Annotated in this window: 25 protein-coding genes and 1 pseudogene; 12 read left to right on the forward strand and 14 right to left on the reverse strand. The window is 71.9% G+C overall.

Annotated features, from left to right (window positions below; translation table 11 throughout):
* Positions 1-44: 44 nt before the first annotated feature.
* Positions 45-884, forward strand: coding sequence for an NAD-dependent protein deacetylase (locus tag ELQ40_RS09330; RefSeq protein WP_127793442.1), 840 nt, complete (start codon positions 45-47; stop codon positions 882-884).
* A 6-nt stretch (positions 885-890) separates the two neighbouring features.
* Here ELQ40_RS09330 and ELQ40_RS09335 read toward each other — a convergent pair whose 3' ends face one another.
* Both ELQ40_RS09335 and ELQ40_RS09340 read right to left on the reverse strand, forming a co-directional pair.
* Positions 891-1,985 carry a glycosyltransferase family 1 protein gene (locus ELQ40_RS09335; protein ID WP_127793443.1) on the reverse strand — a complete coding sequence of 365 codons (1,095 nt, stop codon included), beginning with the start codon at positions 1,983-1,985 and terminating at the stop codon, positions 891-893.
* Positions 1,982-2,959 carry an alpha/beta fold hydrolase gene (locus tag ELQ40_RS09340; protein WP_127793444.1) on the reverse strand — a complete coding sequence of 326 codons (978 nt, stop codon included), beginning with the start codon at positions 2,957-2,959 and terminating at the stop codon, positions 1,982-1,984. The genes ELQ40_RS09335 and ELQ40_RS09340 overlap by 4 nt, the downstream gene beginning before the upstream one ends.
* Before the next feature lie 97 nt (positions 2,960-3,056).
* Here ELQ40_RS09340 and ELQ40_RS09345 point away from each other — a divergent pair, with 97 nt between their 5' ends.
* The gene (locus tag ELQ40_RS09345; RefSeq protein ID WP_127793445.1) at positions 3,057-3,758 is read left to right on the forward strand and encodes an exonuclease domain-containing protein; all 702 of its coding nucleotides are present in this window, start codon (positions 3,057-3,059) and stop codon (positions 3,756-3,758) included.
* A 75-nt stretch (positions 3,759-3,833) separates the two neighbouring features.
* Here the strand turns inward: ELQ40_RS09345 and ELQ40_RS09350 are convergent, their stop codons facing one another.
* The 3 genes from ELQ40_RS09350 to glgA form a co-directional block, all read right to left on the reverse strand.
* Entirely contained in the window at positions 3,834-4,085 is a 252-nt protein-coding gene (locus ELQ40_RS09350) for a type B 50S ribosomal protein L31 (protein WP_127793446.1), read from the reverse strand.
* Positions 4,086-4,205: 120 nt separating this feature from the next.
* Positions 4,206-4,991: an ABC transporter ATP-binding protein gene (locus ELQ40_RS09355; protein ID WP_127793447.1), complete on the reverse strand. Its 786-nt coding sequence runs from the start codon at positions 4,989-4,991 to the stop codon at positions 4,206-4,208.
* A 77-nt stretch (positions 4,992-5,068) separates the two neighbouring features.
* Positions 5,069-6,256, reverse strand: coding sequence for a glycogen synthase (gene glgA, locus ELQ40_RS09360; RefSeq protein WP_127793448.1), 1,188 nt, complete (start codon positions 6,254-6,256; stop codon positions 5,069-5,071).
* Positions 6,257-6,359: 103 nt separating this feature from the next.
* Here glgA and ELQ40_RS09365 point away from each other — a divergent pair, with 103 nt between their 5' ends.
* The gene (locus tag ELQ40_RS09365; protein ID WP_127793449.1) at positions 6,360-7,607 is read left to right on the forward strand and encodes a glucose-1-phosphate adenylyltransferase; all 1,248 of its coding nucleotides are present in this window, start codon (positions 6,360-6,362) and stop codon (positions 7,605-7,607) included.
* Positions 7,604-8,266, forward strand: a complete 663-nt coding sequence (serB, locus tag ELQ40_RS09370; RefSeq protein WP_127793450.1) for a phosphoserine phosphatase SerB — start codon at positions 7,604-7,606, stop codon at positions 8,264-8,266. The genes ELQ40_RS09365 and serB overlap by 4 nt, the downstream gene beginning before the upstream one ends.
* 48 nt (positions 8,267-8,314) lie before the next feature.
* Here serB and ELQ40_RS09375 read toward each other — a convergent pair whose 3' ends face one another.
* Positions 8,315-9,022 (reverse strand): beta-ketoacyl-ACP reductase, encoded by a 708-nt coding sequence (locus ELQ40_RS09375; protein WP_127793451.1) that lies wholly within the window; start codon positions 9,020-9,022, stop codon positions 8,315-8,317.
* A 143-nt stretch (positions 9,023-9,165) separates the two neighbouring features.
* Here ELQ40_RS09375 and ELQ40_RS09380 point away from each other — a divergent pair, with 143 nt between their 5' ends.
* From ELQ40_RS09380 to ELQ40_RS09390, 3 genes are read left to right on the forward strand one after another with little or no spacing between them, the layout of a single operon-like run.
* Positions 9,166-9,567: a DUF3099 domain-containing protein gene (locus tag ELQ40_RS09380; RefSeq protein ID WP_127793452.1), complete on the forward strand. Its 402-nt coding sequence runs from the start codon at positions 9,166-9,168 to the stop codon at positions 9,565-9,567.
* Positions 9,564-9,833, forward strand: coding sequence for a hypothetical protein (locus tag ELQ40_RS09385; RefSeq protein ID WP_240665717.1), 270 nt, complete (start codon positions 9,564-9,566; stop codon positions 9,831-9,833). The genes ELQ40_RS09380 and ELQ40_RS09385 overlap by 4 nt, the downstream gene beginning before the upstream one ends.
* A complete protein-coding gene (locus tag ELQ40_RS09390; protein WP_164863523.1) occupies positions 9,830-10,672 on the forward strand; it encodes an SURF1 family protein in 843 nt (280 codons plus the stop codon). The genes ELQ40_RS09385 and ELQ40_RS09390 overlap by 4 nt, the downstream gene beginning before the upstream one ends.
* A gap of 39 nt (positions 10,673-10,711) precedes the next feature.
* On the opposite strand, the gene ELQ40_RS09395 is transcribed toward ELQ40_RS09390, so the two are convergent.
* Positions 10,712-12,310, reverse strand: coding sequence for an ABC-F family ATP-binding cassette domain-containing protein (locus tag ELQ40_RS09395; protein ID WP_127793454.1), 1,599 nt, complete (start codon positions 12,308-12,310; stop codon positions 10,712-10,714).
* Positions 12,311-12,457: 147 nt separating this feature from the next.
* On the opposite strand from ELQ40_RS09395, the gene ELQ40_RS09400 reads away from it, so the two are divergent.
* Positions 12,458-13,651, forward strand: a complete 1,194-nt coding sequence (locus ELQ40_RS09400) for a winged helix DNA-binding domain-containing protein (protein ID WP_164863525.1) — start codon at positions 12,458-12,460, stop codon at positions 13,649-13,651.
* Between the two features lie 136 nt (positions 13,652-13,787).
* On the opposite strand, the gene ELQ40_RS09405 is transcribed toward ELQ40_RS09400, so the two are convergent.
* Complete coding sequence (locus ELQ40_RS09405) at positions 13,788-14,351, reverse strand: YceI family protein (protein WP_127793456.1); 564 nt, start codon at positions 14,349-14,351, stop codon at positions 13,788-13,790.
* A 166-nt stretch (positions 14,352-14,517) separates the two neighbouring features.
* On the reverse strand, positions 14,518-15,699 hold the full coding sequence (locus tag ELQ40_RS09410; RefSeq protein WP_127793457.1) for a glycoside hydrolase family 3 N-terminal domain-containing protein: 1,182 nt from the start codon (positions 15,697-15,699) through the stop codon (positions 14,518-14,520).
* Between the two features lie 80 nt (positions 15,700-15,779).
* On the opposite strand from ELQ40_RS09410, the gene ELQ40_RS09415 reads away from it, so the two are divergent.
* Genes ELQ40_RS09415 through ELQ40_RS09425 form a run of 3 tightly spaced genes read left to right on the forward strand, consistent with a single transcriptional unit; the run spans position 15,780 to position 18,293 of the window.
* On the forward strand, positions 15,780-16,967 hold the full coding sequence (locus tag ELQ40_RS09415) for a hypothetical protein (RefSeq protein WP_127793458.1): 1,188 nt from the start codon (positions 15,780-15,782) through the stop codon (positions 16,965-16,967).
* Positions 16,968-16,986: 19 nt separating this feature from the next.
* The gene (locus tag ELQ40_RS09420) at positions 16,987-17,805 is read left to right on the forward strand and encodes an oxygenase MpaB family protein (RefSeq protein ID WP_240666033.1); all 819 of its coding nucleotides are present in this window, start codon (positions 16,987-16,989) and stop codon (positions 17,803-17,805) included.
* Positions 17,802-18,293 (forward strand): Lrp/AsnC family transcriptional regulator, encoded by a 492-nt coding sequence (locus tag ELQ40_RS09425; protein ID WP_127793460.1) that lies wholly within the window; start codon positions 17,802-17,804, stop codon positions 18,291-18,293. The genes ELQ40_RS09420 and ELQ40_RS09425 overlap by 4 nt, the downstream gene beginning before the upstream one ends.
* Before the next feature lie 43 nt (positions 18,294-18,336).
* Here the strand turns inward: ELQ40_RS09425 and ELQ40_RS09430 are convergent, their stop codons facing one another.
* Positions 18,337-18,876: a hypothetical protein gene (locus ELQ40_RS09430; RefSeq protein WP_127793461.1), complete on the reverse strand. Its 540-nt coding sequence runs from the start codon at positions 18,874-18,876 to the stop codon at positions 18,337-18,339.
* 178 nt (positions 18,877-19,054) lie between these two features.
* Between ELQ40_RS09430 and ELQ40_RS09435 the strand changes: the two genes are divergently transcribed.
* Positions 19,055-19,837, forward strand: coding sequence for a metal-dependent hydrolase (locus ELQ40_RS09435; protein WP_127793462.1), 783 nt, complete (start codon positions 19,055-19,057; stop codon positions 19,835-19,837).
* Here the strand turns inward: ELQ40_RS09435 and ELQ40_RS09440 are convergent, their stop codons facing one another.
* The 4 genes and pseudogenes from ELQ40_RS09440 to ELQ40_RS09455 form a co-directional block, all read right to left on the reverse strand.
* The gene (locus tag ELQ40_RS09440; protein ID WP_240665720.1) at positions 19,838-20,533 is read right to left on the reverse strand and encodes a GntR family transcriptional regulator; all 696 of its coding nucleotides are present in this window, start codon (positions 20,531-20,533) and stop codon (positions 19,838-19,840) included.
* Positions 20,530-21,483 carry an ornithine cyclodeaminase family protein gene (locus ELQ40_RS09445; RefSeq protein WP_127793463.1) on the reverse strand — a complete coding sequence of 318 codons (954 nt, stop codon included), beginning with the start codon at positions 21,481-21,483 and terminating at the stop codon, positions 20,530-20,532. Before ELQ40_RS09445 ends, ELQ40_RS09440 begins: the two co-directional genes overlap by 4 nt.
* Positions 21,480-22,508, reverse strand: a complete 1,029-nt coding sequence (locus ELQ40_RS09450) for a proline racemase family protein (protein ID WP_127793464.1) — start codon at positions 22,506-22,508, stop codon at positions 21,480-21,482. The genes ELQ40_RS09445 and ELQ40_RS09450 overlap by 4 nt, the downstream gene beginning before the upstream one ends.
* Before the next feature lie 73 nt (positions 22,509-22,581).
* Positions 22,582-23,567: pseudogene (locus ELQ40_RS09455) on the reverse strand (aldo/keto reductase).
* Positions 23,568-23,578: the final 11 nt, after the last annotated feature.

A 23,578-nucleotide genomic window follows, 5' to 3' on the forward strand; every position in this document is an offset into this window, starting at 1 on the left:
ACCGCTGCGTTTACACTCATGGACACCGACGAACGGAGGCGCGCGTGAACACACTGGCCCGAGAGGTCGAGGCCGCCGGCCTGGATGCCGCGCTCGACGTGCTGCGCGGCGGCAAGATCGCCGTGCTCACGGGGGCCGGAGTGAGCACCGACTCGGGCATCCCCGACTACCGCGGCGAGGGGGCGCCCCAGCGCAACCCGATGACGTTCCAGACGTTCCTCGGCTCCGAGCGGGCACGCAAGCGGTACTGGGCGGGCAGCCACCTGGGTTGGCGGGCGTTCGGCAGCGCCGTTCCGAACGACGGCCATCTCGCGCTCGCCGCGCTCGAGGAGGCCGGTACCCTCACCGGCGTCGTCACGCAGAACGTGGACGGCCTCCATCGGCGCGCCGGCAGCGCTCGGGTGGTCGAGTTGCACGGCACCATGGATCGCGTCGTCTGCCTCACCTGCGGGCAGTACTTCGCACGCCAGGCGATCGCGGACCGACTGGAGACCCTCAACCCCGACATCGACCTCGACCGGGCGATCCGCGCCGCCCCCGACGGCGACGTCGAAGTCGACGACGTCGACGCGATGCGGATCCCGGAGTGCACCGTATGCGGCGGCATCCTGAAGCCCGACGTGGTCTTCTTCGGGGAGTTCGTGCCGGGCGAGACGTTCCAGCAGGCCGCCTCCATCGTGCGGAGCGCGGATGCGCTGCTCGTCGCCGGCTCGTCACTGGTCGTGAACTCGGGCGTGCGCCTGCTCGAGATCGCGCGCCGCAGGCGGCTCCCCATCGTCGTGGTGAACCGGGGCCTCACGAAGGGCGACAGCCGGGCCGCGGTGAAGATCGACGCGGGAACATCCGAGACGCTCACGGCGCTGGCCGCGGCGCTCGCCCGCTGAGCTGGCTCAGCGCCGCGGCGCGGTCCGCTCGGCGCGGGCGGCCACGGTTCGACGCATCAGCGCGAGCAGGCGCTCCGCCGACGTCGCCCACGTGAATCGCGACGCCTGCTCGAGCGATGCCGCGGAGCGCCGCTCCCACTCCCCCTCGGCCTCGAGATCGCGGAGCGCCTCGACCAGCGCCCGAGGCTGGTCGGGGTCGAAGTAGATCGCCGCGTCGCCGCCGATCTCGCGGAAGATCGGGATGTCGCTCACGACGACCGGGGTGCCCACCCGCATGGACTCGACCAGCGGGATGCCGAACCCCTCGGCCCGGCTGCCGTGCACGAGTGCCGTGGCGCCGGCGAGGAGGTCGGCGTACTCGGCGTCGGTCACGCCGCCGTGGAAGACGAGGCGAGCGGCCGGCGCCAGGGCGGCGAGCCGATCGTGCTCGGCGCGCGAGATCCGGCTGAGCAGGTGCAGCTCGTGATCCGGGAGGAACTCCACCGCACGCACGAGGGTGTCCACGTTCTTATAGGGCATGTACGACCCCATGTAGACGAGCCGCTTCGTCGTGGGGCGCGGGCGCGGAAGGGCGGGCACCGGAAGCTCGTCGGCCGCGTTCGGGATGACCTCGAGCGTGCGTTTCGTCAGCCGGCGCCTCCGGATGAGCCCGGCGGTCGTCTCGGACACCGTGACGACCGCGTCGGCTCGGTTGAGCAGCACCCGCTGCGGCCACCACGCGAGGTGGTAGAGCCGCCAGAGGACCCGCACGAACGCGGGCAGGTCGCGGGGCGGCGTGCGGTTCTCGTAGTAGATGAGGTCGTGCAGCGTGAGCAGCAGCGCGTAGTCCCGGCCCGCCGATCCCATCGTCTGCATCGGCGAGAACACCAGGTCGGGCCGGAGCTTGCGCACCTGCCGGGCGACGAAGGGCTCGCGCACGCTGGTGGGACCGGTGACCAGCTGCCACGGCAGGTCTGGCAGCAGGTCGAGCTGCCGGCGGTCGCTGATCAGCATGGTCACGGGATGCAGCTTCGCGAGCTCGCCGACGATGCCCGCGGTGAAGCGGCTGATGCCGTCGTGCTGTCCGATCCTGGTGTAGCGGCAGTCGACGACGATCTTCACGCGGTCGCCTCCGTGCTCTGGTCGGCGGTCTGGTCGGCGGTCTCGCGGGCGGGGATGCGCGACGCGGGGGCGTCGGGCGCCGTGGTGCCGACGGAGTCGCCCAGGAACGCCCGGATCGATGCGGCCGCCGCGGCGGGGGTCTCGTAGTGGATCAGGTGGCCGACGTCGTCGATCTCGTCGATCCGGGCGTCGGCGAACCGGGCGACGAGCGCGCGCTCCGCCTCGATCGGGGTGATGTCGTCGCGCACGGCGGCGACGAGGAGCGTGGGCACCGGGATGTCGGCGGCGAACTCGCGCACGTCGTGGGACACGGAGGCACGGAACGCCTCGAGGAGCATGTCGCGATCGGCGAACACCGAGAAGTAGCGGTCGTGCTGGTCGTGGATGAACCGCCGGAGGTCGCGGTCGCGGGTCTTCGCCATCGTCACGCTCATCACGCGCACGATGAGCCGGTTGCGCAGGAGCGCGAAGCCCAGGCGCGGAGGCAGCGCGGCGGAGACGCGGTAGTAGCCGACCGCGAGACGCGTCATGACGCCGCGTGGGCCCTCGAGCGCGGGAGCGCCGATCGGGTTGACGAGCACGAGACGGTCGGGGCGCAGTCCGGCCGCGACAGCAGCAGACGTGACGATCGAGCCGAACGAGTGTCCGAGGAGCGTGTACCCGCGCTCGAGACCGATCGCCGCGAGGAACGCAGCGAGCCATGCCGCGTAGCCGTCGATGTCGTGCTCGGCGCCGACGAGGGGTGCCGACTGCCCGAAGCCCGGAAGGTCGGGCGAGATCACGCGATAGCCGGGCAGGTGGGCAACCACCGGCTCCAGGCCGTGGTGGTCGCCGCGGAACCCGTGCACGAGCACGAGGGCCGGGTCGTCGACGTCGCCGTACTCCCACCAGACGGTCGTGGCGCCGAGCACCTGCACGTCGTGCCGCCGCACGGGGATCCGAGCGAGGGCTGCGGCATAGGGGGAATCGATCATCCCCACCAGTCTAGGCGCGCGACCTGCGCGCCTTCCGGGACTCCCCTGCACGGCGTGGCCCCCGACCCGTGACGGTGGCGGCCCATATCGTGACGGCATGCACGAGACTCCCGCGGGCCACTGGGCCGACACCCTCGCCGTCTTCGACCTCGAGACGACCGGAATCGACGTCGACACGTGCCGGATCGTCACCGCCTACGTCGGCGTGATCGACCGCGGCGGCGATGTGGTCGAACAGCGGAGCTGGCTCGTCGATCCCGGCGTCGAGATCCCGACGGCGGCGTCCCTCATCCACGGCGTGTCGACCGAGCGCGCCCGCGCCGAGGGCGGCGCCGCGGTGCAGGCGGTCGCGGAGATCATCCAGACGCTGACGGATGCCGCGAGCCGGGGGCTGCCGATCGTCGCGTACAACGCGAGCTACGACCTGTCGGTCCTGGCCCGTGAGGCCGAGCGCTACGGGCACCCCGGGCTCGCCGTCCCGGAGTCCGTCGTCGACCCGCTCGTCATCGACCGTGCCGTCGACCGCTACCGTCGCGGCAAGCGCACGCTGACCGCGGCGTGCGCGCACTACGGCGTCGAACTCGTCGATGCGCACGACGCCGGGGCCGATGCGCTCGCCGCGGGAAGGGTCGCCCAGGCGATCGCCCGCCGCTACCCGGACCTCGCGGCGAACGCGATCGATGCGCTGCACCGACTTCAGGTCGACTGGTCTCGTGACCAGGCAGACCGCTACCAGGAGTGGCGTCGGCAGAACGGCGAGCCCGAGTTCACGAGCTCGGGGGCCTGGCCCGTGCGGTGAACGCCCGGCGGGTGCACCGCGAGCACGACGAAGGGGCGGGCGACCGATCGGTCGCCCGCCCCTTCGCGAAGCGGATTACTTGGAGCCGAAGGCCTTGAAGCGCTGGTTGAACTTCTCGACACGACCGGCCGAGTCCATGATGCGCTGCTTGCCCGTGTAGAACGGGTGCGACTCGCTCGAGATCTCGACGTCGATCACCGGGTAGGTGACGCCGTCCAGCTCGATGGTCTTCTCGCTCGAGACGGTCGAGCGCGTGAGGAACGTGGCGCCCGAAGCGAGGTCGCGGAAGACGACGGCGTTGTACTCGGGGTGGATGTCGGTCTTCATGGAGACTTCCTTGTTGATCGGATGGTTGGTCGGTCCCGGTGCGGCGTGATGCCGGACGGGAAAGCTCTCTGGCCACTCGGGCCAACAAGAGAGTTTAGCAGATCGGAGCTCGGAGGTCGGTCAGGCCGCGCGGGCGACGTAGCGGCCGTCCTGCTCGGTGAGCTCGATCGAGAGCCCGAAGGTCTCGGTCAGGTGCTCGGCGGTGAGTGCCTCGGCGAGCGGGCCGGCTGCGACGACGGAGCCCTCCTTGAGGAGCAGCGCATGCGTGAACCCCTTGGGGATCTCCTCGACGTGATGCGTCACCATGACGATGGCCGGGGCCGCAGACGACGAGGCGTAGCCGCCCAGCAGGCCCACGAGCTCCTCGCGGGCTCCCAGGTCGAGGCTGGCGGCGGGCTCGTCGAGCAGCAGGAGCTCGGGATCGGTCATGACCGATCGGGCGATCTGCACGCGCTTCTGCTCGCCGTCGGAGAGGCTGCCGAACCGACGGTCGGCGAATTCCTCGAGGCTCCATTCCGAGAGCACGCGCTTGGCACGCCGCTCGTCGATCTCCTCGTACTCCTCGTTCCACCGGCCGGTCACCGAGTAGGCGGCGGTGAGCACGACGTCGAGCACGGTCTCGTTCCGAGGGATCTTGCGAGCCATCGCCGTGGAGGCGAAGCCGATCATCGGACGGAGCTCGAACACGTCGACCTTGCCGAGGGACTCGAGCAGGACGTCGGCGGTGCCCTTGCTCGGGTGCATGGCCGCCGCGGCGATCTGCAGCAGCGTGGTCTTGCCGGCGCCGTTCGGTCCGAGGATCACCCAGCGCTCATCGGCCGCGACGCTCCAGTCGACCCCGTCGAGGATCGTGTTGCCGTCGCGGATGACCGACACATCGCGGAACTCCAGAACCGTACTCGCCATGCCTCCAATGCTATCGGGATGGACGAGGCCGTCCGGTCCACCGGGAGGCGCCGCGTGACGTGCCGCGTGCGTGCCGCTCACGACGCGAGCACGCTCCGGTAGACCTCCAGCGTGCGCGCGGCGATGCGGTCCCACGCGAACTGCGTCTCCGCCCGGGCCCGCCCCGCCGCACCCATCTCGCGGGCGCGCTCGGGGTCGGACACGACCGAGGTGAGCGCGTCGGCCAGGTCCCGCACGAAGCGGTCGGGATCGAGCGGCGTGCCGGTGCCGTCGTCGGCCTGCTCGATCGGTACGAGCACGCCGGTGACGCCGTCGACGACGACCTCGGGGATGCCTCCGGTGGCCGTTCCCACGACGGCCGCCCCGCAGGCCATCGCCTCGAGGTTGACGATGCCGAGCGGCTCGTACACCGACGGGCACACGAAGGTCGTCGCCGCGCTGAGCAGCGCGGAGAGCTCGGGGCGGGGCAGGTGGCGGTCGATCCAGACGACGCCGTCGCGCTCCTCGGCGAGCATGCGCACGAGGCCCTCGACCTCGGCCATGATCTCGGGGGTGTCCGGCGCACCGGCGCAGAGGACCACCTGCACCTCGGGCGGCAGCAGCCGCGCCGCGCGGAGCAGGTACGGCAGGCCCTTCTGCCGGGTGATCCGGCCCACGAACACGACCGACGGCCGATCGGGGTCGACGCCGAGCACACGCACCGCGTCGGGATCGTCGACCGGATGCCAGTCCTCGAGGTCGATGCCGTTGTACACGACCTGCACGCGCCCCGGTTCGATCGCCGGATAGGCGCGCAGGATGTCGCGACGCATGCCGTCGCTCACGGCGATGACGGCGTCGGCGTCCTCGAAGGCGGATCGCTCCGCCCAGGACGACACCCGGTATCCGCCGCCGAGCTGCTCGGCCTTCCACGGCCGCAGCGGTTCGAGGCTGTGCGCCGTCACGACGTGCGGCATCCCGTGCAGCCGCTTCGCGGTGAATCCGGCGAAGTTCGCGTACCACGTGTGCGAGTGGACGAGGTCGGCGCCCGAGGCATCCGCCGCCATCTCGAGGTCGACGCCGAGGGTGGCGATCGCCGCGTTCGCGTCGACCAGGCCGGCCGGCGTGCCGTATGCCGTCGTCCCCGCCTCCGCTCGGGGTGCGCCGAAGCACCGGACCGCCACGTCGATCTCGCGCCGGAGCGCCCTGACGAGCTCGGCCACGTGGACGCCGGCGCCGCCGTAGACCTCGGGTGGGTATTCGCGGGTGAGCAGGTCGACGCGCATGCAAGTCAACCTAGCGCAGCGCGATCGGCGGAATCCCCGTTGCGACCGCGTCACGATCGGTCGCGCGGTCGCACGCGGTCGCTCCGCTGGATACGCTTGGCGCATGGTTGCGCGCAAGGTCTTCGGCATCGTCCTGGCAGGTGGAGAAGGCAAGCGCCTGATGCCGTTGACCGAGGACCGCGCCAAGCCCGCGGTGCCGTTCGGCGGCCAGTACCGCCTGATCGACTTCGCGCTGTCGAACCTCGTCAACTCGGGCCTGCGCCAGATCGTCGTGCTCACCCAGTACAAGTCGCACTCGCTCGACCGCCACGTCTCGCAGACGTGGCGGCTGTCGGGGCTGCTGAACTCGTACGTGGCATCCGTCCCGGCGCAGCAGCGCCTGGGCAAGCGATGGTTCTCGGGATCGGCCGACGCCATCCTGCAGAGCCTCAACCTGATCTACGACGAGCAGCCCGACATCATCGTCGTCGTCGGTGCCGACCACGTGTACCGCATGGACTTCAGCCAGATGATCGACGCGCACGTGGCGTCCGGGGCGGCCGCGACGGTCGCGGCGATCCGACAGCCGATCTCGCTCGCCGACCAGTTCGGCGTCATCGAGGTCGACCCCGAGCGCCCGGATCACATCCATCGGTTCCTCGAGAAGCCGAAGGACCCGGTGGGCCTGCCCGACTCCCCCGGTGAGGTGCTCGCATCGATGGGCAACTACGTCTTCGACGCCGAGGCGCTGATCGACGCGGTCCTGCGCGACGGCGAGCGGACCGACTCCGGGCACGACATGGGCGGCGACATCATCCCGGCCTTCGTGGCGCAGGGCGCCGCCGGGGTCTACGACCTCAAGCGCAACGAGGTCCCAGGCTCCACGGATCGCGACCGCTACTACTGGCGCGACGTCGGAACGCTCGACTCGTTCTTCGAGGCGCACCAGGACCTGATCTCCGTGCTGCCCGTCTTCAACCTCTACAACCGCGAGTGGCCGATCTTCAGCCAGCAGCTCAACTCGCCGCCCGCGAAGTTCACCCGCGACGCCCGCGGTTCGCTCGGCACCGTGATCGACTCGATCGTCTCGCTCGGCTCGGTGATCTCGGGCGCCCACGTCGAACGCAGCGTGCTCGGCCCGTGGGCCGTCGTCGGCTCGGGCGCGCACGTCGCGGACTCGATCCTGTTCGACCGCGCCCGGATCGAGGCCCGGGCGACCGTGCAGCGGGCCATCCTCGACAAGGACGTCGTCGTCGAGGCGGGTGCGCGAATCGGCGTGGACCGCGCCGACGACCTCGCCCGCGGCTTCATCGTCACCGACAGCGGGATCACCGTCGTCGGCAAGGGCTCCCGAGTGCGGGCGTCCGCGTGAGCGGCGCGATTCCGGCCCGCTCCGGCGGGCCGCTCGTCGTGCTGGACGCCGATTCGACCCTCATCCGCGAGGAGGCCATCGAGCTCCTCGCCGAGGAGGCCGGGAGCCTCGAACTCGTGGCCGCGGTCACGGAGCGGGCGATGCGCGGCGAGCTCGACTTCGCCGAGAGCCTGCGTGAACGCGTCGCCACGCTGCGCGGCGTCGGCGCGGACGTGCTCCCCCGAGTCCGCGCCCGGATGACCCCGACGCCGGGTATCGAGGCGCTCGTGGCCGGGGTCCACGCGGTCGGCGGTCGGATCGGCGTCGTGTCGGGCGGGTTCCACGAACTGCTCGACCCGCTCGCCGAACGACTGGGCCTGGACTTCTGCCGGGCGAATCGGCTCGTCGTCGCAGACGGCGCCCTGACGGGTCACGTCGACGGTGCGATCGTGGACGCCGACGCCAAGGCCGCAGCGCTCGAGGAATGGGCGGGGGTCAGCGGCATCCCGCTGTCTCGCACGATCGCCGTCGGCGACGGCGCGAACGACCTGCGGATGCTCGCCCGCGCGGCGCTCGGCGTCGCGTTCTGCGCGAAGCCGATCGTGCGCGAGCAGGCCGACGTGGTCATCGACCTGCCCGACCTGTCTGCGGTCCTCCCGCTCGCGGGCCTGGCCCGCTAGGTCTAGCTCGACGGAACGCCCCGGCGCGCGCGAGTGCCCCCGCGCTCGCTAGTGCCCCATGCCGAGGCCGCCGTCGACCGGGATGACCGCGCCGGAGATGTAGGCGGCATCGTCGCTCGCGATCCATGCCACGACCTTGGCGACCTCTGCGGGCTCGGCGTAGCGGCCGGCGGGGATCGACTTGCGGTACTCCTCCTGCAGTTCGGGTGAGAGCTCGTCGGTCATGTCGGTGCGGATGAAGCCGGGGGCGACGACGTTGGCGGTGATGCCGCGTGCTCCGAGCTCGCGCGTGAGCGACCTGGCCATGCCGACGAGGCCGGCCTTCGACGCCGAGTAGTTGACCTGGCCGGGCGACCCGTACAGGCCGACGACGCTCGAGATGAGCACGACCCGGCCGAAGCGGGCCTTCAGCATGCCCTTCGATGCGCGCTTGACGATGCGGAACGCTCCGGTGAGGTTCGTGTCGACGACCTGCTCGAAGTCGTCCTCCGACATGCGCAGCAGCAGCGTGTCGCGCGTGATGCCGGCGTTCGCGACGACGACCTCGATCGGCCCGAGCTCGGCCTCCACCTCGGTGAACGCACGGTCGATGGATTCGGCGTCCGTCACGTCGGCCCGAACCGTGAGGGTGCCGGCGGGTCCCTCGCCCGATCGGGCGGTGACGGCGACCCGGTGCCCCTGCGCGACGAACTCCTCGGCGATCGCGTAGCCGATGCCTCGGTTGCCTCCGGTGACCAGGACGGTGCGGGTCGTCATCGGGGGGCTCCATTCGCTCGGGTGCTGAGGTTCCGGCCGCCGAGCGGCCCGTCCCAGTGTATGGGTTGGGCGGAGAGGCATCCGTCGGCGCCGGACGGACGTAGGCTTGATGGTGAGGAGCGCCGGAATCTCCGGCGGCGACGATGAACCAGCACACCATCACGACGCTCCCGCCGTCCCCAGAGGACGAGCGGCGTGCGCGCATGATCAAGTACACGATCACGATGTCGATCCGTGTGCTGTGCATCTTCCTCATGCTCTTCGCGCAGGGATGGTGGCTCGCGGTGTGCGCGGCCGGCGCGATCTTCCTGCCCTACATCGCCGTGGTGTTCGCGAACGTCGGCGGCGGGCGGGGCGGAGCCGTCGAGCGCCCGGGCGGCCTGGTGCTCGTCGACGGGGCCCACCAGCCCGCGGACCAGGACGCAGACCGGTCCGCCGACGAGCCGGGTGCGGAACCGCCGACGGATGAGGCCCGTCAAGACGGGCGGTCCGAGGCGGACGGACCGGACGCCGAAGGGCGGCGCCCCGAGGAGCGCGAGGGATGATCGGCCTGCCCGGAACCGCCCCCGCGGCGGACACCTGCTCGCGCGCCGGGTGCCGCGAGTCGGCGCGCTGGCGCGTCGACTGGCGCAACCCGCGCATCCACGACGAGTCCCGCGTCAAGACCTGGCTCGCCTGCGACGAGCACGTCGAGTACCTGCGCGACTTCCTCGCGTCGCGATCGTTCCCGGTCGCGGTGGCGCCCTTCGACCCGACCGTCGCGGCGCCGGGCCGGCCGGCAGCCGATCCGATCGACGGAGGTGCCGCGTGACCTCCTGGGGATTCCTCCGATCGCCCCGCTGGGCCGGATACCTCGCCCTCGTCGTCGTGTTCGCGATCGCGTGCTGCGCGCTGGGAACCTGGCAGTTGAACCGTCGCGCCGAGGCGCTCACCGAGGTCGCCCGCATCGACGCGAACTACGATGCGCAACCCGAGCCGGTCGCCGCGGCACTCCCCGACCCGGCCAGATTCGATCCCGACGAGCGCTGGCAGGTCGTCGCGATCTCCGGGGAGTACCTCGCCGACGAGGAGGTCGTGATCCGCAATCGGCCGTTCGAGGGGGCATCCGGATTCGAGGTCGTGACCCCGATGCGTCTCGACGACGGCACCGTGTTCTTCGTCGACCGCGGCTGGATCCCGCAGGACTCCGACGGCCGGCCCAGCGCATACGAGCCGCCCGAGCGCGGACACGTCGAGGTCACCGCCCGCCTCAAGGCGGGCGAGGGCACGATCCACGGCCGGACCGCGTCGGGCGACGAGCTCGCGACGATCGACCTCGACGAGCTCGCGGACCGCGTCGGCGAGCCGAGCTACACCGGCGCCTACGGCATCCTCGTGCAGACCGGTGCGGACGCGAACGAGCCGCCGCTGGCCGCGGCCCGGCCCATCCGCGACGAAGGCCCGCACCTCTCCTACGCCCTGCAGTGGTTCGTCTTCGCGCTGCTCGGGTTCATCGGCCTCGCATGGGCGGCGAACCAGGAGCGCAAGGGGCTCGCGGAGGCATCCGCCGAGGGCGACACGACGTCGCGCGAACGCGAACCGAAACCGAAGCGGATGCCGCGCGAGCGCGCCGACGCCGACGTCGAGGACGAGATCCTCGACCGCGGCTGACGCGGTCGGTCAGGCGACACTCGAGCGACGGCCGCGCCGTCACGCGAGCTCGATGAGCTCCTGGTACTCCGCGCTCCAGTGGTCCTCCACGCCGTCGGGCATGATGAGCACGCGCTCGGGGTTGAGCGCCTCGACCGCGCCCGGGTCGTGCGATACGAGCACGACGGCACCCTCGAAGTGCGCGAGCGCGTCGAGGATCTCGCCGCGGCTCGCCGGGTCGAGGTTGTTCGTGGGCTCGTCGAGCAGCAGCACGTTCGCGCCGGACACGACGATCATCGCGAGCGCGAGACGGGTCTTCTCGCCGCCGGAGAGCACGCCGGCCGGCTTGTGCACGTCGTCGCCGGTGAACAGGAACGAGCCGAGCACCTTGCGGGCCTCGGTCTCGGTGAGGTTCGGCGAGGCGCTCACCATGTTCTCGAGCACGCTGCGCTTCACGTCGAGCGTCTCGTGCTCCTGCGCGAAGTAGCCGATGCGCAGGCCGTGGCCGGGTTCGAGCACGCCCGTGTCGGGCCGGTCGACACCGGCGAGGATGCGCAGCAGCGTGGTCTTGCCCGCGCCGTTCAGGCCGATGATCACGACCTTCGAGCCGCGATCGATCGCGAGGTCGACGGCGGTGAAGATCTCGAGCGAGCCGTAGCTCTTCGAGAGGTCGCTCGCGCTCAGCGGGGTGCGGCCGCACGCGGCCGGGGTCGGGAAGCGGAGCTTCGCGACGCGGTCGACCTGGCGCACCTCCTCGAGGCCGGCGAGCAGCTTCTCGGCACGTGCGACCATCTGGTGCGCGGCGGCCGCCTTCGACGCCTTGGCGCCGAACCGGGCGGCCTGGAGCTGCAGGGCGCCGGCCTTCTTCTCGGCGTTGGCCCGCTCCTTCTTCCGGCGCTCCTCGTCGGCCGCGCGCTGGCGGAGGTAGTGCTTCCAACCCATGTTGTAGAGGTCGATGACCGAACGGTTGGCGTCGAGGTAGAAGACCCGGTTCACGACCTCGCCGACGAGTTCGACGTCGTGGCTGATGACGATGACGCCGCCCTTGTAGTTCTTCAGGAACTCGCGGAGCCAGACGACCGAATCGGCGTCGAGGTGGTTGGTCGGCTCGTCGAGGATCATCGTGTCGGCGTCGGAGAACAGGATGCGGGCGAGCTCGATCCGGCGTCGCTGGCCGCCGGAGAGCGTCTTCAGCGGTTGGTCGAGGATGCGGTCGGGCAGGTTCAGGTTCGACGCGATCGACGCCGCCTCGGCCTCGGCCGCGTACCCGCCGAGTGCGGTGAAGCGGTCGGTGAGGTTGCCGTAGCGCTTCATCGCCTTCTCGGCGACGGCCGCGTCGTCCGACCCCATCAACTCGGATGCCTCGCGCATCCCGAGCACGAGCGAGCCGAGCCCTCGGGCGTCGAGGATCCGGGTGCGGGCCAGCATGTCGGGGTCTCCCGAGCGCGGGTCCTGCGGCAGGTAGCCGATCTCGCCCGACCGGTCGATGCGGCCGCCGGTGGGCAGCGTCTCGCCGGCGAGGGTCTTCGTCAGCGTCGTCTTGCCCGCACCGTTGCGGCCCACGAGCCCGATCTTGTCGCCCGAGGTAACGCGGAAGTTCACGTGCTCCATGAGCAGGCGCGCGCCGACGCGGATCTCGAGGTCATGGACGGCGAGCACTCGGGCCTCCGGAGCGTCAGGGCTGGAATGGGGATCGTGCCGAGCGGCACAGCCTCCCAGTTTATCCGACCTGACATCCGAGTACGGCCGCTGCGCCCGACCGATGGCGCGGGGCGCAGCGTCGGCGGTCCTCGCCATACTGTTCGCATGGATGCACCGACCGGCTCCGCCCGCCTGCGCGCGACACGGCTCGCCGCACACGGACTCGACCGCGGCGGCAGTCTCTCCTCGCCGGCCGAGGTCGTCGAGCGTCTCGGCGCGATCCAGGCGCAGGACCTCGCCGCCGCGAAATGGGCCATCGGCGCGCGCATCCGGGGGTCGGTCGAGGCCGAGGTCGACGCCGCGATCGATCGCGGGGAGATCGTGCGGACCTGGCCGTTCCGCGGCACGCTGCACTTCGTCCCGCCGGCGCGCCTGCGGCCGTTCCTCGCGCTGACGGCTGAGCGCATGCATCGCGCCGAACAGGCGAGGCGCGTCGAACTGGGCCTCGACGATGACGTCACCTACTCGACCGCGCGACGAGTCGCGGAACAGCTGCTCGCCGGCGGCCCCGCAACGCGCGATGAGCTGTACCGGGCCTGGGAGATCGCCGGGCTCTCGACCGACGGACAGCGCGGGTACCACCTGATCGGGCGGCTCGCACGCGACGCGGTCGTCTGCCTCGGCCCGGTCGAAGGGCGAGAGCAGCAGTTCGCCCTCGTCGAGGAATGGGTGCCCTCGAGCTTCGCGCCGGTGGATCGGGACGAACTGCTCGCGGCACTCGTGACGGCGTACTTCCGGGGGCACGGACCGGCGACCGAACGGGACGCCGCGTGGTGGGCGGGCCTGACGCTGGGCGACATCCGGACCGGGATCGCGGCCGCGGGCGACGCGGTCATCCCCTTCGACGACCGGCACTGGGTGACTGCGGAACCCGGCGAAGGGGCACCGTCTCCTGCGGATGCGAACGACGCGGATCCGACCGTCGCGGAGTCGCGGGCCCCGCGGCCGTCCGGTCGCCTCGCGCTCGCCGCGTTCGACGAGTACTTCATCGGGTACGCCGACCGATCACCGGTGTGCGCCCCGTCCTTCGCCCCGCGCGTCGTGCCCGGCGGCAACGGCGTGTTCCGGCCGATCCTGGTCGACGCAGGGCGCGTGGTCGGCACGTGGCGGCGGCGCGACGCGACGGCCCGGGTGTCGCTTGGCTCGGGTCGCGACCGACCACGCAGCACGGTCGTGACCGTGGAGCCGTTCGACGGGCGAGCCGAGCCGAACGACTACGCGCGCGCCCTGGCATCCTGGGCGCGGTTCCGCGGGGTGCCGGTCTCCGGCGTGGTGACCGCCGACGGCACGGCGAGCTGAGCGCAGCCGCCCGACGGCAGGCGTACGAACTCGGGCGTCCACGGCGCGACGCGCGGGCGGACGACACCATGACGGACAAGCACGAGGGCGGACAGCCGATCCACGACCGTCCGCCCTCGTCGAGCGCTGCGCGACCCTACTGCTGGAGCGCGGCCTGCAGCTCGAGCGTGATGGTGACCTTGTCGCCGAGCAGCACGCCGCCGGTCTCGAGCGCGGCGTTGTAGTTGAGGCCGAAGTCCTCGCGGTTGATCACGGCCTTGGCCGATGCGCCGCCCTTGTAGTTGCCGTAGGGGTCGCCGCCGAAGCCGCCGAATTCGAAGTCGAAGGTCACCGGCTTGGTGATGCCGCGGATCGTCAGGTCGCCGTCCACCTTGAAGTCGCCGTCCTCGACGCGCACGCCGGTGGAGACGAAGTCGATGGTCGGGTAGGTCTCGGCCTCGAAGAAGTCGCCGGTGCGGAGGTGGCCGTCGCGGTTCGGCTCGTTGGTGTTGACCGAGGCGACCTCGGCGGACGCGGTGACGGTCGAGTCGAGGGGGTTCTCGGCGGTGGTGAAGGTCGCGTCGAAACGCTCGAACTTGCCCTTGACCTTGCTGATCATGAGGTGGCGGATCTGGAAGCCGACCTCGCTGTGCGTGGGGTCGATGGTCCAGGTGCCGACACGGTAGCCGGGGATCTCGATGGTCGAAGCGGTGGTGGTCATTCGTCGGTCTCCAGTGGATCGTCTTGGAAGCCGGAGATCTCCCGGCTCGTCGTATGCAAACGTATGGTGTTCGCCTGAGTATTCCCGATCGACCGAATCCGATCGGACCGCGCCGTCACCGGGCGACTCGGGAAGGCGGCGGGCGGCAGGCCACATCCCTTCGCGGTCAGTGCGCCGCCGTGCGCCGCATGGACAGCACGCGTGTCGCCGCGTCGTCGAGTCGATCCTCCGAGATCCGACCGGACCGCACCGCACCGGCGATCGCGTCGGAGAGGGCCTGTACCGAGATGCCGAACTCCGACGGATCGGCCGGAAGCACGTAGAGCAGCAGGTCGGCGCCGGCCGCCACGGCGCGCACCGCGTTCTCGTTCGGGTCGGCGTATTCCGGGAGGCCGTTGTGCTGCAGCATCAGCATGTCGTCGGTGACGATCACGCCGTCGAATCCGAGTTCGTCGCGCAGGATCGAATGCCAGGTCGACGACAGGGATGCCGGCTGCGGGTCGACCTGCGGGTACGCGAGGTGGCCGGTCATCACGACTTCGGCGCCGGCGTCGATGCCGGCTGCGAACGGCAGGGCCGGGCCCGCCCGCCACTCGTCGATCGTCAGCGGCGCGACGGGCACCGACTCGTGCGAGTCGCCGGGAGCCGCGCCGTGACCCGGGAAGTGCTTGAGCGTCGATGCGGCACGACCGGACTCCCCCGCGACGGCCGCCGCGACGCGCCCCGCGGCCGCGGTCGGCTCGGTGCCGAGGATCCGGTCGGCGATGAACGAGCCCGGATCGGACGTGACATCGGCGACGATGCCGAAGTTCACGTCGACGCCGACCTGCGCGAGCAGGTCGCCGCGACGCGTGAAGGCTGCCGTGGTCGATTCCGGCGGGAGCCCGCGCAACTCGGTCGCGGCCGCGGCGTCGTCCCACGGCAGTCGCTGGACGATCCCGCCCTCCTCGTCGATGCCGATGAGCGCGCGGGCCTCGGGGTCGGCCTGCACCGCAGCCGTCAGCACCGCGAGCTCGGCCGGGGTCCCGGGCACGTTGTCGCCCATGAGGATGAGCCCGGCGATGCCCTGATCGACGAGGGCCCGCAGCGGCGCCGGATCCGTTCCCGGGGCATGCAGCATCAGGAGGGAGGCGGCCTTCTGCTCGGTCGTCATCGACTCGACGCGATCCGCGACCCAGGCCGCCACCGGATCCGCCGGTGCCGTCGTCGTCGGCGCCGAAGGCGGGTCGTTCGGCGTCGCCGACGATCGGGACGGAGCCGACGCACCGGTGCATCCGGCGATCACGCCCGTCAGGACGCCGACGAGGGCGACGGCGACGAGCAGGGAGCGGCGGGCGGGCACGGGCATCGAGTCTACGCTGCGTGTCTCTCACGGCGCGGCGTCGACCGCTGGGTAGACTCGCCGGGCCTCGGGGAGGGAGGTTCGGGATGGCGATGACCGGGTCGGCGCGCACTCGGCGCGCGGCTGCGGCGGCGATGCTCGCGGTCGCCGGTGCCGCCGTCATGTCGATCGCGCCCGGATCACCGGCGCTCGCCGAGGAGTACCCGACCTGGGAGCAGGTCGAGGCCGCGAAGGCCGACGTCGCGACCCGCGACGCCGAAGCCGGCCGGATCGTGTCGCTCATCGGCGACCTCGAGGTGGAGACGGGCCGGCTCGGCGACGCAGCCGTGCTCGCCGCCTCCCGGGCCGCCGACGCCGAGTCCGCCCACGAAGCCGCCGTCGCCGCGGCCGCGGACCTGCAGGCCGCAGCCGACGCCGCGGCGGCATCCGCCGAGGAGTCGTCGCGCCGCTTCGGTCGCACGGCCGCCCTGCTCGCACGGACGGGCGGATCGGATGCCGCCCTCCAGGCGTTCTTCGGCGCCTCCCCGGTGCGTGCGAACGCCGATCCGGCGGATACCCTCGCGAGCCTCGCGCGCGCCGCGCGGCTCACCGACCTGTACAGCCTGGTCGCCCAGCAGGCCCAGGCCGAGCGCTCGAACGCCGAGGCACTCGGCGACCAGGCCGCGGTCGCCGCGGCCGAACGCGACCGACTGGCGTCCGAGGCGGAGGACCGCGCCGAGGCCGCGCAGTCCGCGCACCTCGCCGCCGAGGCCGAGCTCACCGCGCAGCGGCAGACGCTCGACACCCTGTGGGCGCAGCTGGCGAGCCTGCGCGACCGCACCGTCGACCTCGAGCGCCGGTACCAGATCGGGGAGCAGGCACGACAGGAGGCCGCCGCCCGGCAGGCCGCCGCCGAGGCTGCGGCGGCGGAAGCCGCTGCCGCCGCCGCGGGGATCGGCACCGCTCCCCCGCCGCCGGGCGTCGTCGTGGACCCCGCCGGCGCGAAGGCGTACGCCCGCAGTGCGATGAGCGGGTACGGCTGGGGCGACGGCGAGTACCAATGCCTGCTGAAGCTCTGGACCCGGGAGTCGAGTTGGCGGGCCGACGCGTACAACGAGTCGAGCGGCGCGTACGGCATCCCGCAGTCGCTGCCGGGCAGCAAGATGGCGGCGGCCGGCGCCGATTGGCGCACGAACGCGGCCACGCAGATCAACTGGGGCCTCTCGTACATCTCGGGGCGCTACGGCGCACCCTGCGGCGCCTGGGCCCACTCCGAAGCGGTCAACTGGTACTGACGACCAGACTGGACCCGTGATGGATGCCGGTGAGCTCGAGGTGTTCCGTCGACACGCGGGCGACGCGACCCTGCTCGCGGGCGGTGCCGCGGCGATCCTCCTCCAGCTGGCCGACCCCCGGGTCGCACGCGGAGTCGCCCGGCACAGCGCGTTCCGCACCGACCCGCTCGCGCGGCTCCGCGGGACGCTCGACTACGTCCACGCGATCGGTTTCGGCGACGAGCGCATCCGGCAGGCTGCGGCGGCCGCGGTCGACGAGCGCCACCGACCGGTCAGGGGCGCTGCCTCGGCATCCGCCCCGTCGTACAGCGCGTTCGACCGGGACGCGCAGCGGTTCGTCGCGTCGACGCTGCTCGCCGTCGGGCTCGACCTCGAGGAGCGGCTCGCCGGCCCGCTCGACCCGCCGACGGCGGACATCCTGGTCCGCGGATACGGCGACCTCGCGGCCAACCTCCAGGCGCGCTCGGCCGGATGGCCCTCGACCCGCGCCGAGTTCGACCGATGGTGGCGATCACGGCTCAGCACGCTCAAGGTCGGCGACGAGGCGCGGGACATATCACGCGCCCTGCTCGTCGAGCCCGAACTGCCGGGTTGGATGCGTCTCGCGCTGCCGCCCGTCCGCCTCGTGACGGCTGCACTGCTGCCCGCGCAGATCCGGGCCGCCTACGGATTCCGGTTCACGCCGCGGGTCGCCCGGGCCGCGGACGGCTGGTTCACCGCCCTGCGCGTCGCCCGCGTCGTGCTGCCCGATCGGGTACGGCGCGCACCGATGCGGGAATCCCTCCGACGCGCGGCGGTGCGCAGCCGCTACGCTGAGAGCGGGATCGGAACAGGATGACCGAACACGCTCATCGGGGGGAGCCGCTCGACCCCATCGACAAGAGGATCGTCGCTGAACTCAGTCGCGACGGTCGCCTTTCCGTGCGCACCCTCGCAGACCGGGTGCACATCTCCCGCACTGCGGCGCACAACCGCCTGCTGAACCTCCAGCAGCGCGGGGTCATCACCGGGTTCGGCGCCCAGATCGACCGCCGGTCGATCGGCCTGTCGATCTCGGCGCTCGTCGTCGTGCACGTCGCCGACGGCACGCCCTGGGAGGACATCGCGCGACAGCTCGCAGCACTGCCGTTCGTCGAGAAGGTGCAGGCCGTGTCGGGCGAGCTGGACCTGATCCTGACGGTCAGCGCACCCGATCACGAACAGCTCAGCCAGGCGATCCTGCGTGAGATCCAGGGTCGCCCCGGCGTGGTGTCCACGCGGTCCCACCTGATCCTCGGCGAACTGTCCGGGCGTCCGCCGGCGCAGGCGCTCGACACCTGGCGGTGAACGCGGCGTCCGTCAGGGCGAGGACGCAGTCGTCGGTCAGCGCTCAGAAGAACTCGTCAGGGGTTCCGGCGGCGCGCTCCACATCGCGTGTCTCGAGACCGGCGCCCTTGAGCTTCGACACCGCGACGCGCAGCCCCGATTCCATCTGCGCCGACCAGGCGTCGGAGTCGCGCGCGCTGGCCTCGGCCGCGCGAGCCCTCGCCTCCGCGGCCTCGGCGGCGTCATTCGCGTCGCGCACCTGGCGGAGCGCCAGGCTGATGCCGTAGTACGCGGCGACCATGGTCGCGATGGGTGCGGCGATGACCGCGAGGGCGCTGATCGCGGCGCCGGTCGGGCTGAACGCGATGAGCAGGGCGAACGCGAGGAACAGGGCCGCGATCGCCGCGAGCACGACCAGCATGAATCGCAGGTCGCGGCTCCAGACCGCCTTCTCCGCCGGCTCGGCGGACGTGCCGGGGGCCGACTGCTCGGTCGCTGCGGCCTGGACGCCGTCGGTCCCGCCCGACTGGTCGAGGGATGCCGCATCGAAGATCGCGGTCGGCGCCTCGCTCGTGGTGGTCGATCGAACCTGTGCGTCTGACATGAGCCTCCTGCTCCCCCGTGCGTGAACCCACCCATTCTGTGCCGCGTCCGGGGGGTGGTCAAGCAGGCCCCGCGGCGCGCCGGAGTCCGGCCGCGACGGCTGACGCGATCGCACACCCCGTGTCCGCGGTGGTCGCTAGCATCGGGGCCGTGCACCGAATCCGAGTCATCCGCCCGTGATGGGCATCAACCATGCGATCACCGGCGGTGCCGCCTGGATCGCCGTCACCGGAACCGTCCCGTACCTCACGAGCGGCGCGTGGGAACTGGACCCGATCGGCGTGCTCGTCGGCGCCGTCGTCTGCGCCGGCGCGGCGCTACTGCCCGACGCCGATCATCACAGCGGCACGATCGCCTACTCGGTGCCCGTGCTGGGAAGGCTGATCACGCGGCTCATCGGGGAGGCATCCGGCGGCCACCGGCAGGGTGCGCACTCGCTGCTCGCGGTCGCGCTCGTCGCGCTCCTGTCGTGGGCCCTGACGCTCGCGACGGTCGAGGTCGAGGGCGTCGGACCGGTGGCGATCGGCGTCGGCTGCGCGACCGCCGCCCTCGCGTGCTTCGCACTCAAGGCCAGGGACTTCGTCCGGACATGGTGGTCGGCCTGGCTCCTCGGCGCGGCGCTCGCCCTCGTGGTGGTGGTCGTGGTGCCCGAGCAGATCGCCTGGTTCCCGGTCGCGGTGACCATCGGCTACGCCGTCCACCTCGCGGGCGACGCGCTCACCACCGGTGGGCTGCCGGGCGCGCTGTGGCCGATCGTCGTGCGCCCGCCCAGGTTCGTCGCCGAGGTGCCGGTGCTCAACCGGGTCTGGCTGCGCAGCGGTCACCTCGCCCTGCCGCTGCTCGGCGACACCGGGTCGCGGCGCGAGCGCGCGTTCGGCGCCGTGCTCACGATCTACGTCACGGTCGCCGCGGGCTATCAGACCCTGCTCGTCGTCGGCATCGATCCGGCGAGCCTCGCGTGATCACGGCCGGTCGGCGGCCCATTCGGAACGGACATGCCCGAGGTGTCGACGGGTCAGCTCCTCGATCGACCGCCGGTCGTGGGCGAGTGCGGCATCGAGCAGGGCGTGGTGTTCGCGGGTCATCGCCGCGAGTCCTCCCGCCTCGGCGACCGCTCGGAGTCCCGTGAGCCTGCTGCGCTCTCGGAGCCCGCGGACGAGGTCGACCAGTTCGTCGTTGCCCGCGATCGCGAGGAACGAGGTGTGGAACTCCGTGTCGAGCGCCAGGTAGGCGATGAGGTCGACGGCTTCCGCCGCCGCGACCATCGCATCGGCGAGCGGGCGGAGCTCGGCGAGCCGCCGGTCGCGACCGGCCGCGCTGGACTCGGCGATCTCGCCCATCACCGGGACCTCGAGGAGGAGGCGGATCGCGGTGATGCGATCGAGTTCGGCGGGACCGACCTCGGTCACCCGGAATCCGGTGTTGGGAACGACCTCGACCATCCTGTCGCGCGCGAGGTCCAGCATCGCCTCGCGCACGGGCGTCGCGGAGACGTCGAGTCGACGCGCGAGCTCCGGTGCCGAGTAGACCTTGCCGGGGACGAGCTCGCCCGCGATGAGCGCTGCCCGGAGCGTCGCGGACACCTGGCGCCGGACGCCGTCCCGAGCGGATGTCGCGCGGCCGCCGGGGGCCGCGAAGACATCGGGGCGCATCGTCATCGTCCGACCTCCCGGGCCCGGGCGATCGCCTCGGCGATCACGAGGTCCTCCCATGACATCCCCGAGCTCTTGAACACGATCGGACGCCCGGCCGCGATCGATGCCTCGCCGCGGATCACCGCGTCCATCGCGACCAGGCGCTCCGGATCGAGCGCGCCCTCGGCCACGGCGAGCACGACGTCACCGCACTCGCGGCGCGCGGTCGCCGCGTCCTCGACGACGACGGTGGCGCGCGCCATCAGCGCCGAGTCGAGCTCCCGGGCGTCCGCTTCGTGCGAGCCGACGGCGATCACGATCGCATCCGGGCGGAGGATCCGCGAATCGAACACCGGCTCTCGGGCCGTGGTCGCGCAGATGATGAGCCCGGCGCGTGCGGTCGCCTCGGTCGCCGGTTTCGAGCCCGCTGCCTCCGAGTCCGCCGCCTCCGAGTACGCAGCCGCAGAGCCGGCGGGCGAGCGCGTGACGAACGTGACATCCTCGATCGTGCGCGACGGCCCGAGCACTGCCCTCAGCGTCTCGACGTGCGCCCGCGCCTGCGGGCCCGCGCCGTACACGACCACCCGCAACGGTTCACGCCCGCGCCGGAGCATCGGCTCGACGGCCGCGATCGACACCGCCGGTGTGCGGATCGTGGTCAGCGCGGCGCCGTCGAGCAGCAGGCGCGGCGCGAGCGTCTGCGGGTCGAACAGGACGTAGAGCCCTTGGATCCGAGGCATCCCCCGTCGCGGATTGGATGGCGCCACGGTGAGCACCTTGATGCCGGCGGTCTCGCCGACCTCGGACGGCATGATGAGGAGCTCCCCGTCGGTGAGCGGCACGGCCGACCGCGGACGGTCGCTCGACGGGGCGAACCCCGCCGCCAGCACTGCCCTGATCGCCGCGACCGCGGCCGCAGGAGGAAGGGCCGAGCGCATCGCGGCGGCGTCGAGGAACGGGATGGACATGGTCATCGGAGCACGAATCCCGGCACGAGCGTGTCGCGTGGATCGACCGTGAACCGGTGCGTGCCGGTCGCGAACGCCGTGCCCGTGACCTGCGGCAGCACGGCCGGTCGCCCCGCGACCTCGGTCGTTCCGACGGTGGAGGCCAGGAACCGCGAGCCGACGATCGAGTCGTGCACGAGCGTCGCGCCGGCGGCGAGCCTGCCCGTCGCGCTCAGCGTGGCGACGCGCGCGCACGTGCCGGAGCCGCACGGCGACCGGTCCAGCTCGCCGTCGGCGAAGACCGTGGCGTTGCGCTGGTGCAGCGCGCCCGAGGCATCCGCACCCAGGTCCTCGAAGACGATGGTTCCGTAGACGCCGCTCAGGCGATCGTCGATCGGATGCCGCGCGAGCTCGGAGTCGTTCAGGGCCCACTTCACCTCGCGGCCGATCGCGATGATCTCCGCCGCATGCTCCGGGGAAACCGTGAGCCCGACGCTCGCGGCATCCAGCTGGGCGTAGATCGCGCCGCCGAACGCGAGGTCGACGATCACCTCGCCGCGCGAGGTGGCCACGGGCACGCGCTCGGCGATCAGGTAGCTCGCGACGTTGCGGAAGTCCACCGCGACGACGGCGCCGTCGGCATCCGTGTGCACCCGCGCGGTGACTCGGCCGGACGGGACGTCGATGAGCACGTCCGTGACGCCCGAGGCGTCGGCGGGCACGAGACCGGTCTCCACCGCCCAGGTGCCGAGCGCGATGGTGCCGTGCCCGCACGCGGTGGAGAAGCCGTCCTTGTGCCAGAACAGGACCCCGAGGTGCGCGCCGTCGTCGTCGGGCGCGACGATGAACCCGCCGTACATGTCGGCGTGGCCGCGCGGTTCGAAGCACAGGAGCCGTCGGACGCGCTCGATCTCGGGCGACCCCATCGCCGCGACCCGGCGTTCGGCGACCCGGTCGCCCGGAATCGCGAACGGCGGGTCGGGGACGATCCGGAACGGCTCCCCGCCCGTGTGATAGTCGACGGTCTCGTACGTCTCGCGCGCGTTCGGCAACGGCCACCTCCATGAGTGCAATTGCAATAGTACTCATGAGACCGGTGTGCGGTGCTCCCCCGCGCACCGCCGCTCAACGGTCGAGGTATCCCATGTGGCGCTCGCCGTAGCGTTCCCCGCGCACACCGACCCGGTCGGCGAGCGCATCGAGGTCGGCGATCTCATCGGCCGACAGCGCGACGGCGGTCGCCGCGGCGTTCTCCTCGATGCGCGGCGTCCGCCGGGTGCCCGGGATCGGCACGATGGACGGATGCTTCGCCAACAGCCAGGCGAGCGCGACCTGGCCCGGCGCGGCGCCCTTCGACGCAGCCATGACGGCGACCTGATCGACCAGTGCGTGGTTCACCGCGAGGTTGTTCTCGGCGAACCTCGGGATCGTCGAGCGGATGTCCCCGTCGCCGAACGAGGCGTTGCGTTCGACCGCGCCGGTGAGGAAGCCCTTGCCGAGCGGGCTGTACGGGACGAAGCCGATACCGAGCTCGGCGAGCGTCGGCAGCACCTCGGCCTCCGGGTCGCGCGTCCACAGCGAGTACTCGCTCTGCAGCGCGGTGACCGGGAACACGCCGTGCGCCCGTCGGATCGTGTCGGCCGAGGCCTCGGACAGCCCGAAGTGGCGCACCTTGCCTCGGCGACGAGCTCGCCGACCGTACCGGCAACATCCTCGATCGGCACGGCCGGGTCGACCCGGTGCTGGTACAGGAGGTCGATCACGTCGGTGCGGAGCCGCCGCAGCGAGGCATCCGCCACCCGACGGATCTGCTCGGGGCGACTGTCCACGCCCACGCTCGCGCCGCCTTCGATGCGCCACCCGAACTTCGTCGCGATCACCGCGTCGTCGCGGATGGGTTCGAGGGCCTCGCCGACGAGCTCCTCGTTGACGTACGGCCCGTAGACCTCCGCGGTGTCGAAGAACGTCACACCGGCGTCCGGCGCCGATCGCAGCACCGCGATCATCTCGTCGCGGGAGCCGGGATTCGGGCCGAAGCTCTGCGACATGCCCAGGCATCCGAGTCCGACGGCCGACACCTCGAGTCCCTGCCCGAGCGTTCGAGTGTGCATGGTCGGTCCTC

Source organism: Agromyces sp. LHK192 (genome assembly GCF_004006235.1).
GTDB lineage: Bacteria > Actinomycetota > Actinomycetes > Actinomycetales > Microbacteriaceae > Agromyces.

Bases quoted from the DNA above. Each gene is read 5' to 3' on its own strand.
- ELQ40_RS09405 (WP_127793456.1), bottom strand. From the start codon at position 14,351: ATGACCACCACCGCTTCGACCATCGAGATCCCCGGCTACCGTGTCGGC.
- ELQ40_RS09340 (WP_127793444.1), bottom strand. From the start codon at position 2,959: ATGATCGATTCCCCCTATGCCGCAGCCCTCGCTCGGATCCCCGTGCGG.
- ELQ40_RS09420 (WP_240666033.1), top strand. From the start codon at position 16,987: ATGGATGCCGGTGAGCTCGAGGTGTTCCGTCGACACGCGGGCGACGCG.
- ELQ40_RS09375 (WP_127793451.1), bottom strand. From the start codon at position 9,022: ATGACGACCCGCACCGTCCTGGTCACCGGAGGCAACCGAGGCATCGGC.
- ELQ40_RS09445 (WP_127793463.1), bottom strand. From the start codon at position 21,483: ATGACCATGTCCATCCCGTTCCTCGACGCCGCCGCGATGCGCTCGGCC.
- ELQ40_RS09425 (WP_127793460.1), top strand. From the start codon at position 17,802: ATGACCGAACACGCTCATCGGGGGGAGCCGCTCGACCCCATCGACAAG.
- ELQ40_RS09435 (WP_127793462.1), top strand. From the start codon at position 19,055: ATGGGCATCAACCATGCGATCACCGGCGGTGCCGCCTGGATCGCCGTC.
- ELQ40_RS09440 (WP_240665720.1), bottom strand. From the start codon at position 20,533: ATGACGATGCGCCCCGATGTCTTCGCGGCCCCCGGCGGCCGCGCGACA.
- glgA (WP_127793448.1), bottom strand. From the start codon at position 6,256: ATGCGCGTCGACCTGCTCACCCGCGAATACCCACCCGAGGTCTACGGC.
- ELQ40_RS09385 (WP_240665717.1), top strand. From the start codon at position 9,564: ATGATCGGCCTGCCCGGAACCGCCCCCGCGGCGGACACCTGCTCGCGC.
- ELQ40_RS09350 (WP_127793446.1), bottom strand. From the start codon at position 4,085: ATGAAGACCGACATCCACCCCGAGTACAACGCCGTCGTCTTCCGCGAC.
- ELQ40_RS09410 (WP_127793457.1), bottom strand. From the start codon at position 15,699: ATGCCCGTGCCCGCCCGCCGCTCCCTGCTCGTCGCCGTCGCCCTCGTC.
- ELQ40_RS09345 (WP_127793445.1), top strand. From the start codon at position 3,057: ATGCACGAGACTCCCGCGGGCCACTGGGCCGACACCCTCGCCGTCTTC.
- ELQ40_RS09365 (WP_127793449.1), top strand. From the start codon at position 6,360: ATGGTTGCGCGCAAGGTCTTCGGCATCGTCCTGGCAGGTGGAGAAGGC.
- ELQ40_RS09355 (WP_127793447.1), bottom strand. From the start codon at position 4,991: ATGGCGAGTACGGTTCTGGAGTTCCGCGATGTGTCGGTCATCCGCGAC.
- ELQ40_RS09415 (WP_127793458.1), top strand. From the start codon at position 15,780: ATGGCGATGACCGGGTCGGCGCGCACTCGGCGCGCGGCTGCGGCGGCG.
- ELQ40_RS09430 (WP_127793461.1), bottom strand. From the start codon at position 18,876: ATGTCAGACGCACAGGTTCGATCGACCACCACGAGCGAGGCGCCGACC.
- ELQ40_RS09400 (WP_164863525.1), top strand. From the start codon at position 12,458: ATGGATGCACCGACCGGCTCCGCCCGCCTGCGCGCGACACGGCTCGCC.
- ELQ40_RS09380 (WP_127793452.1), top strand. From the start codon at position 9,166: ATGAACCAGCACACCATCACGACGCTCCCGCCGTCCCCAGAGGACGAG.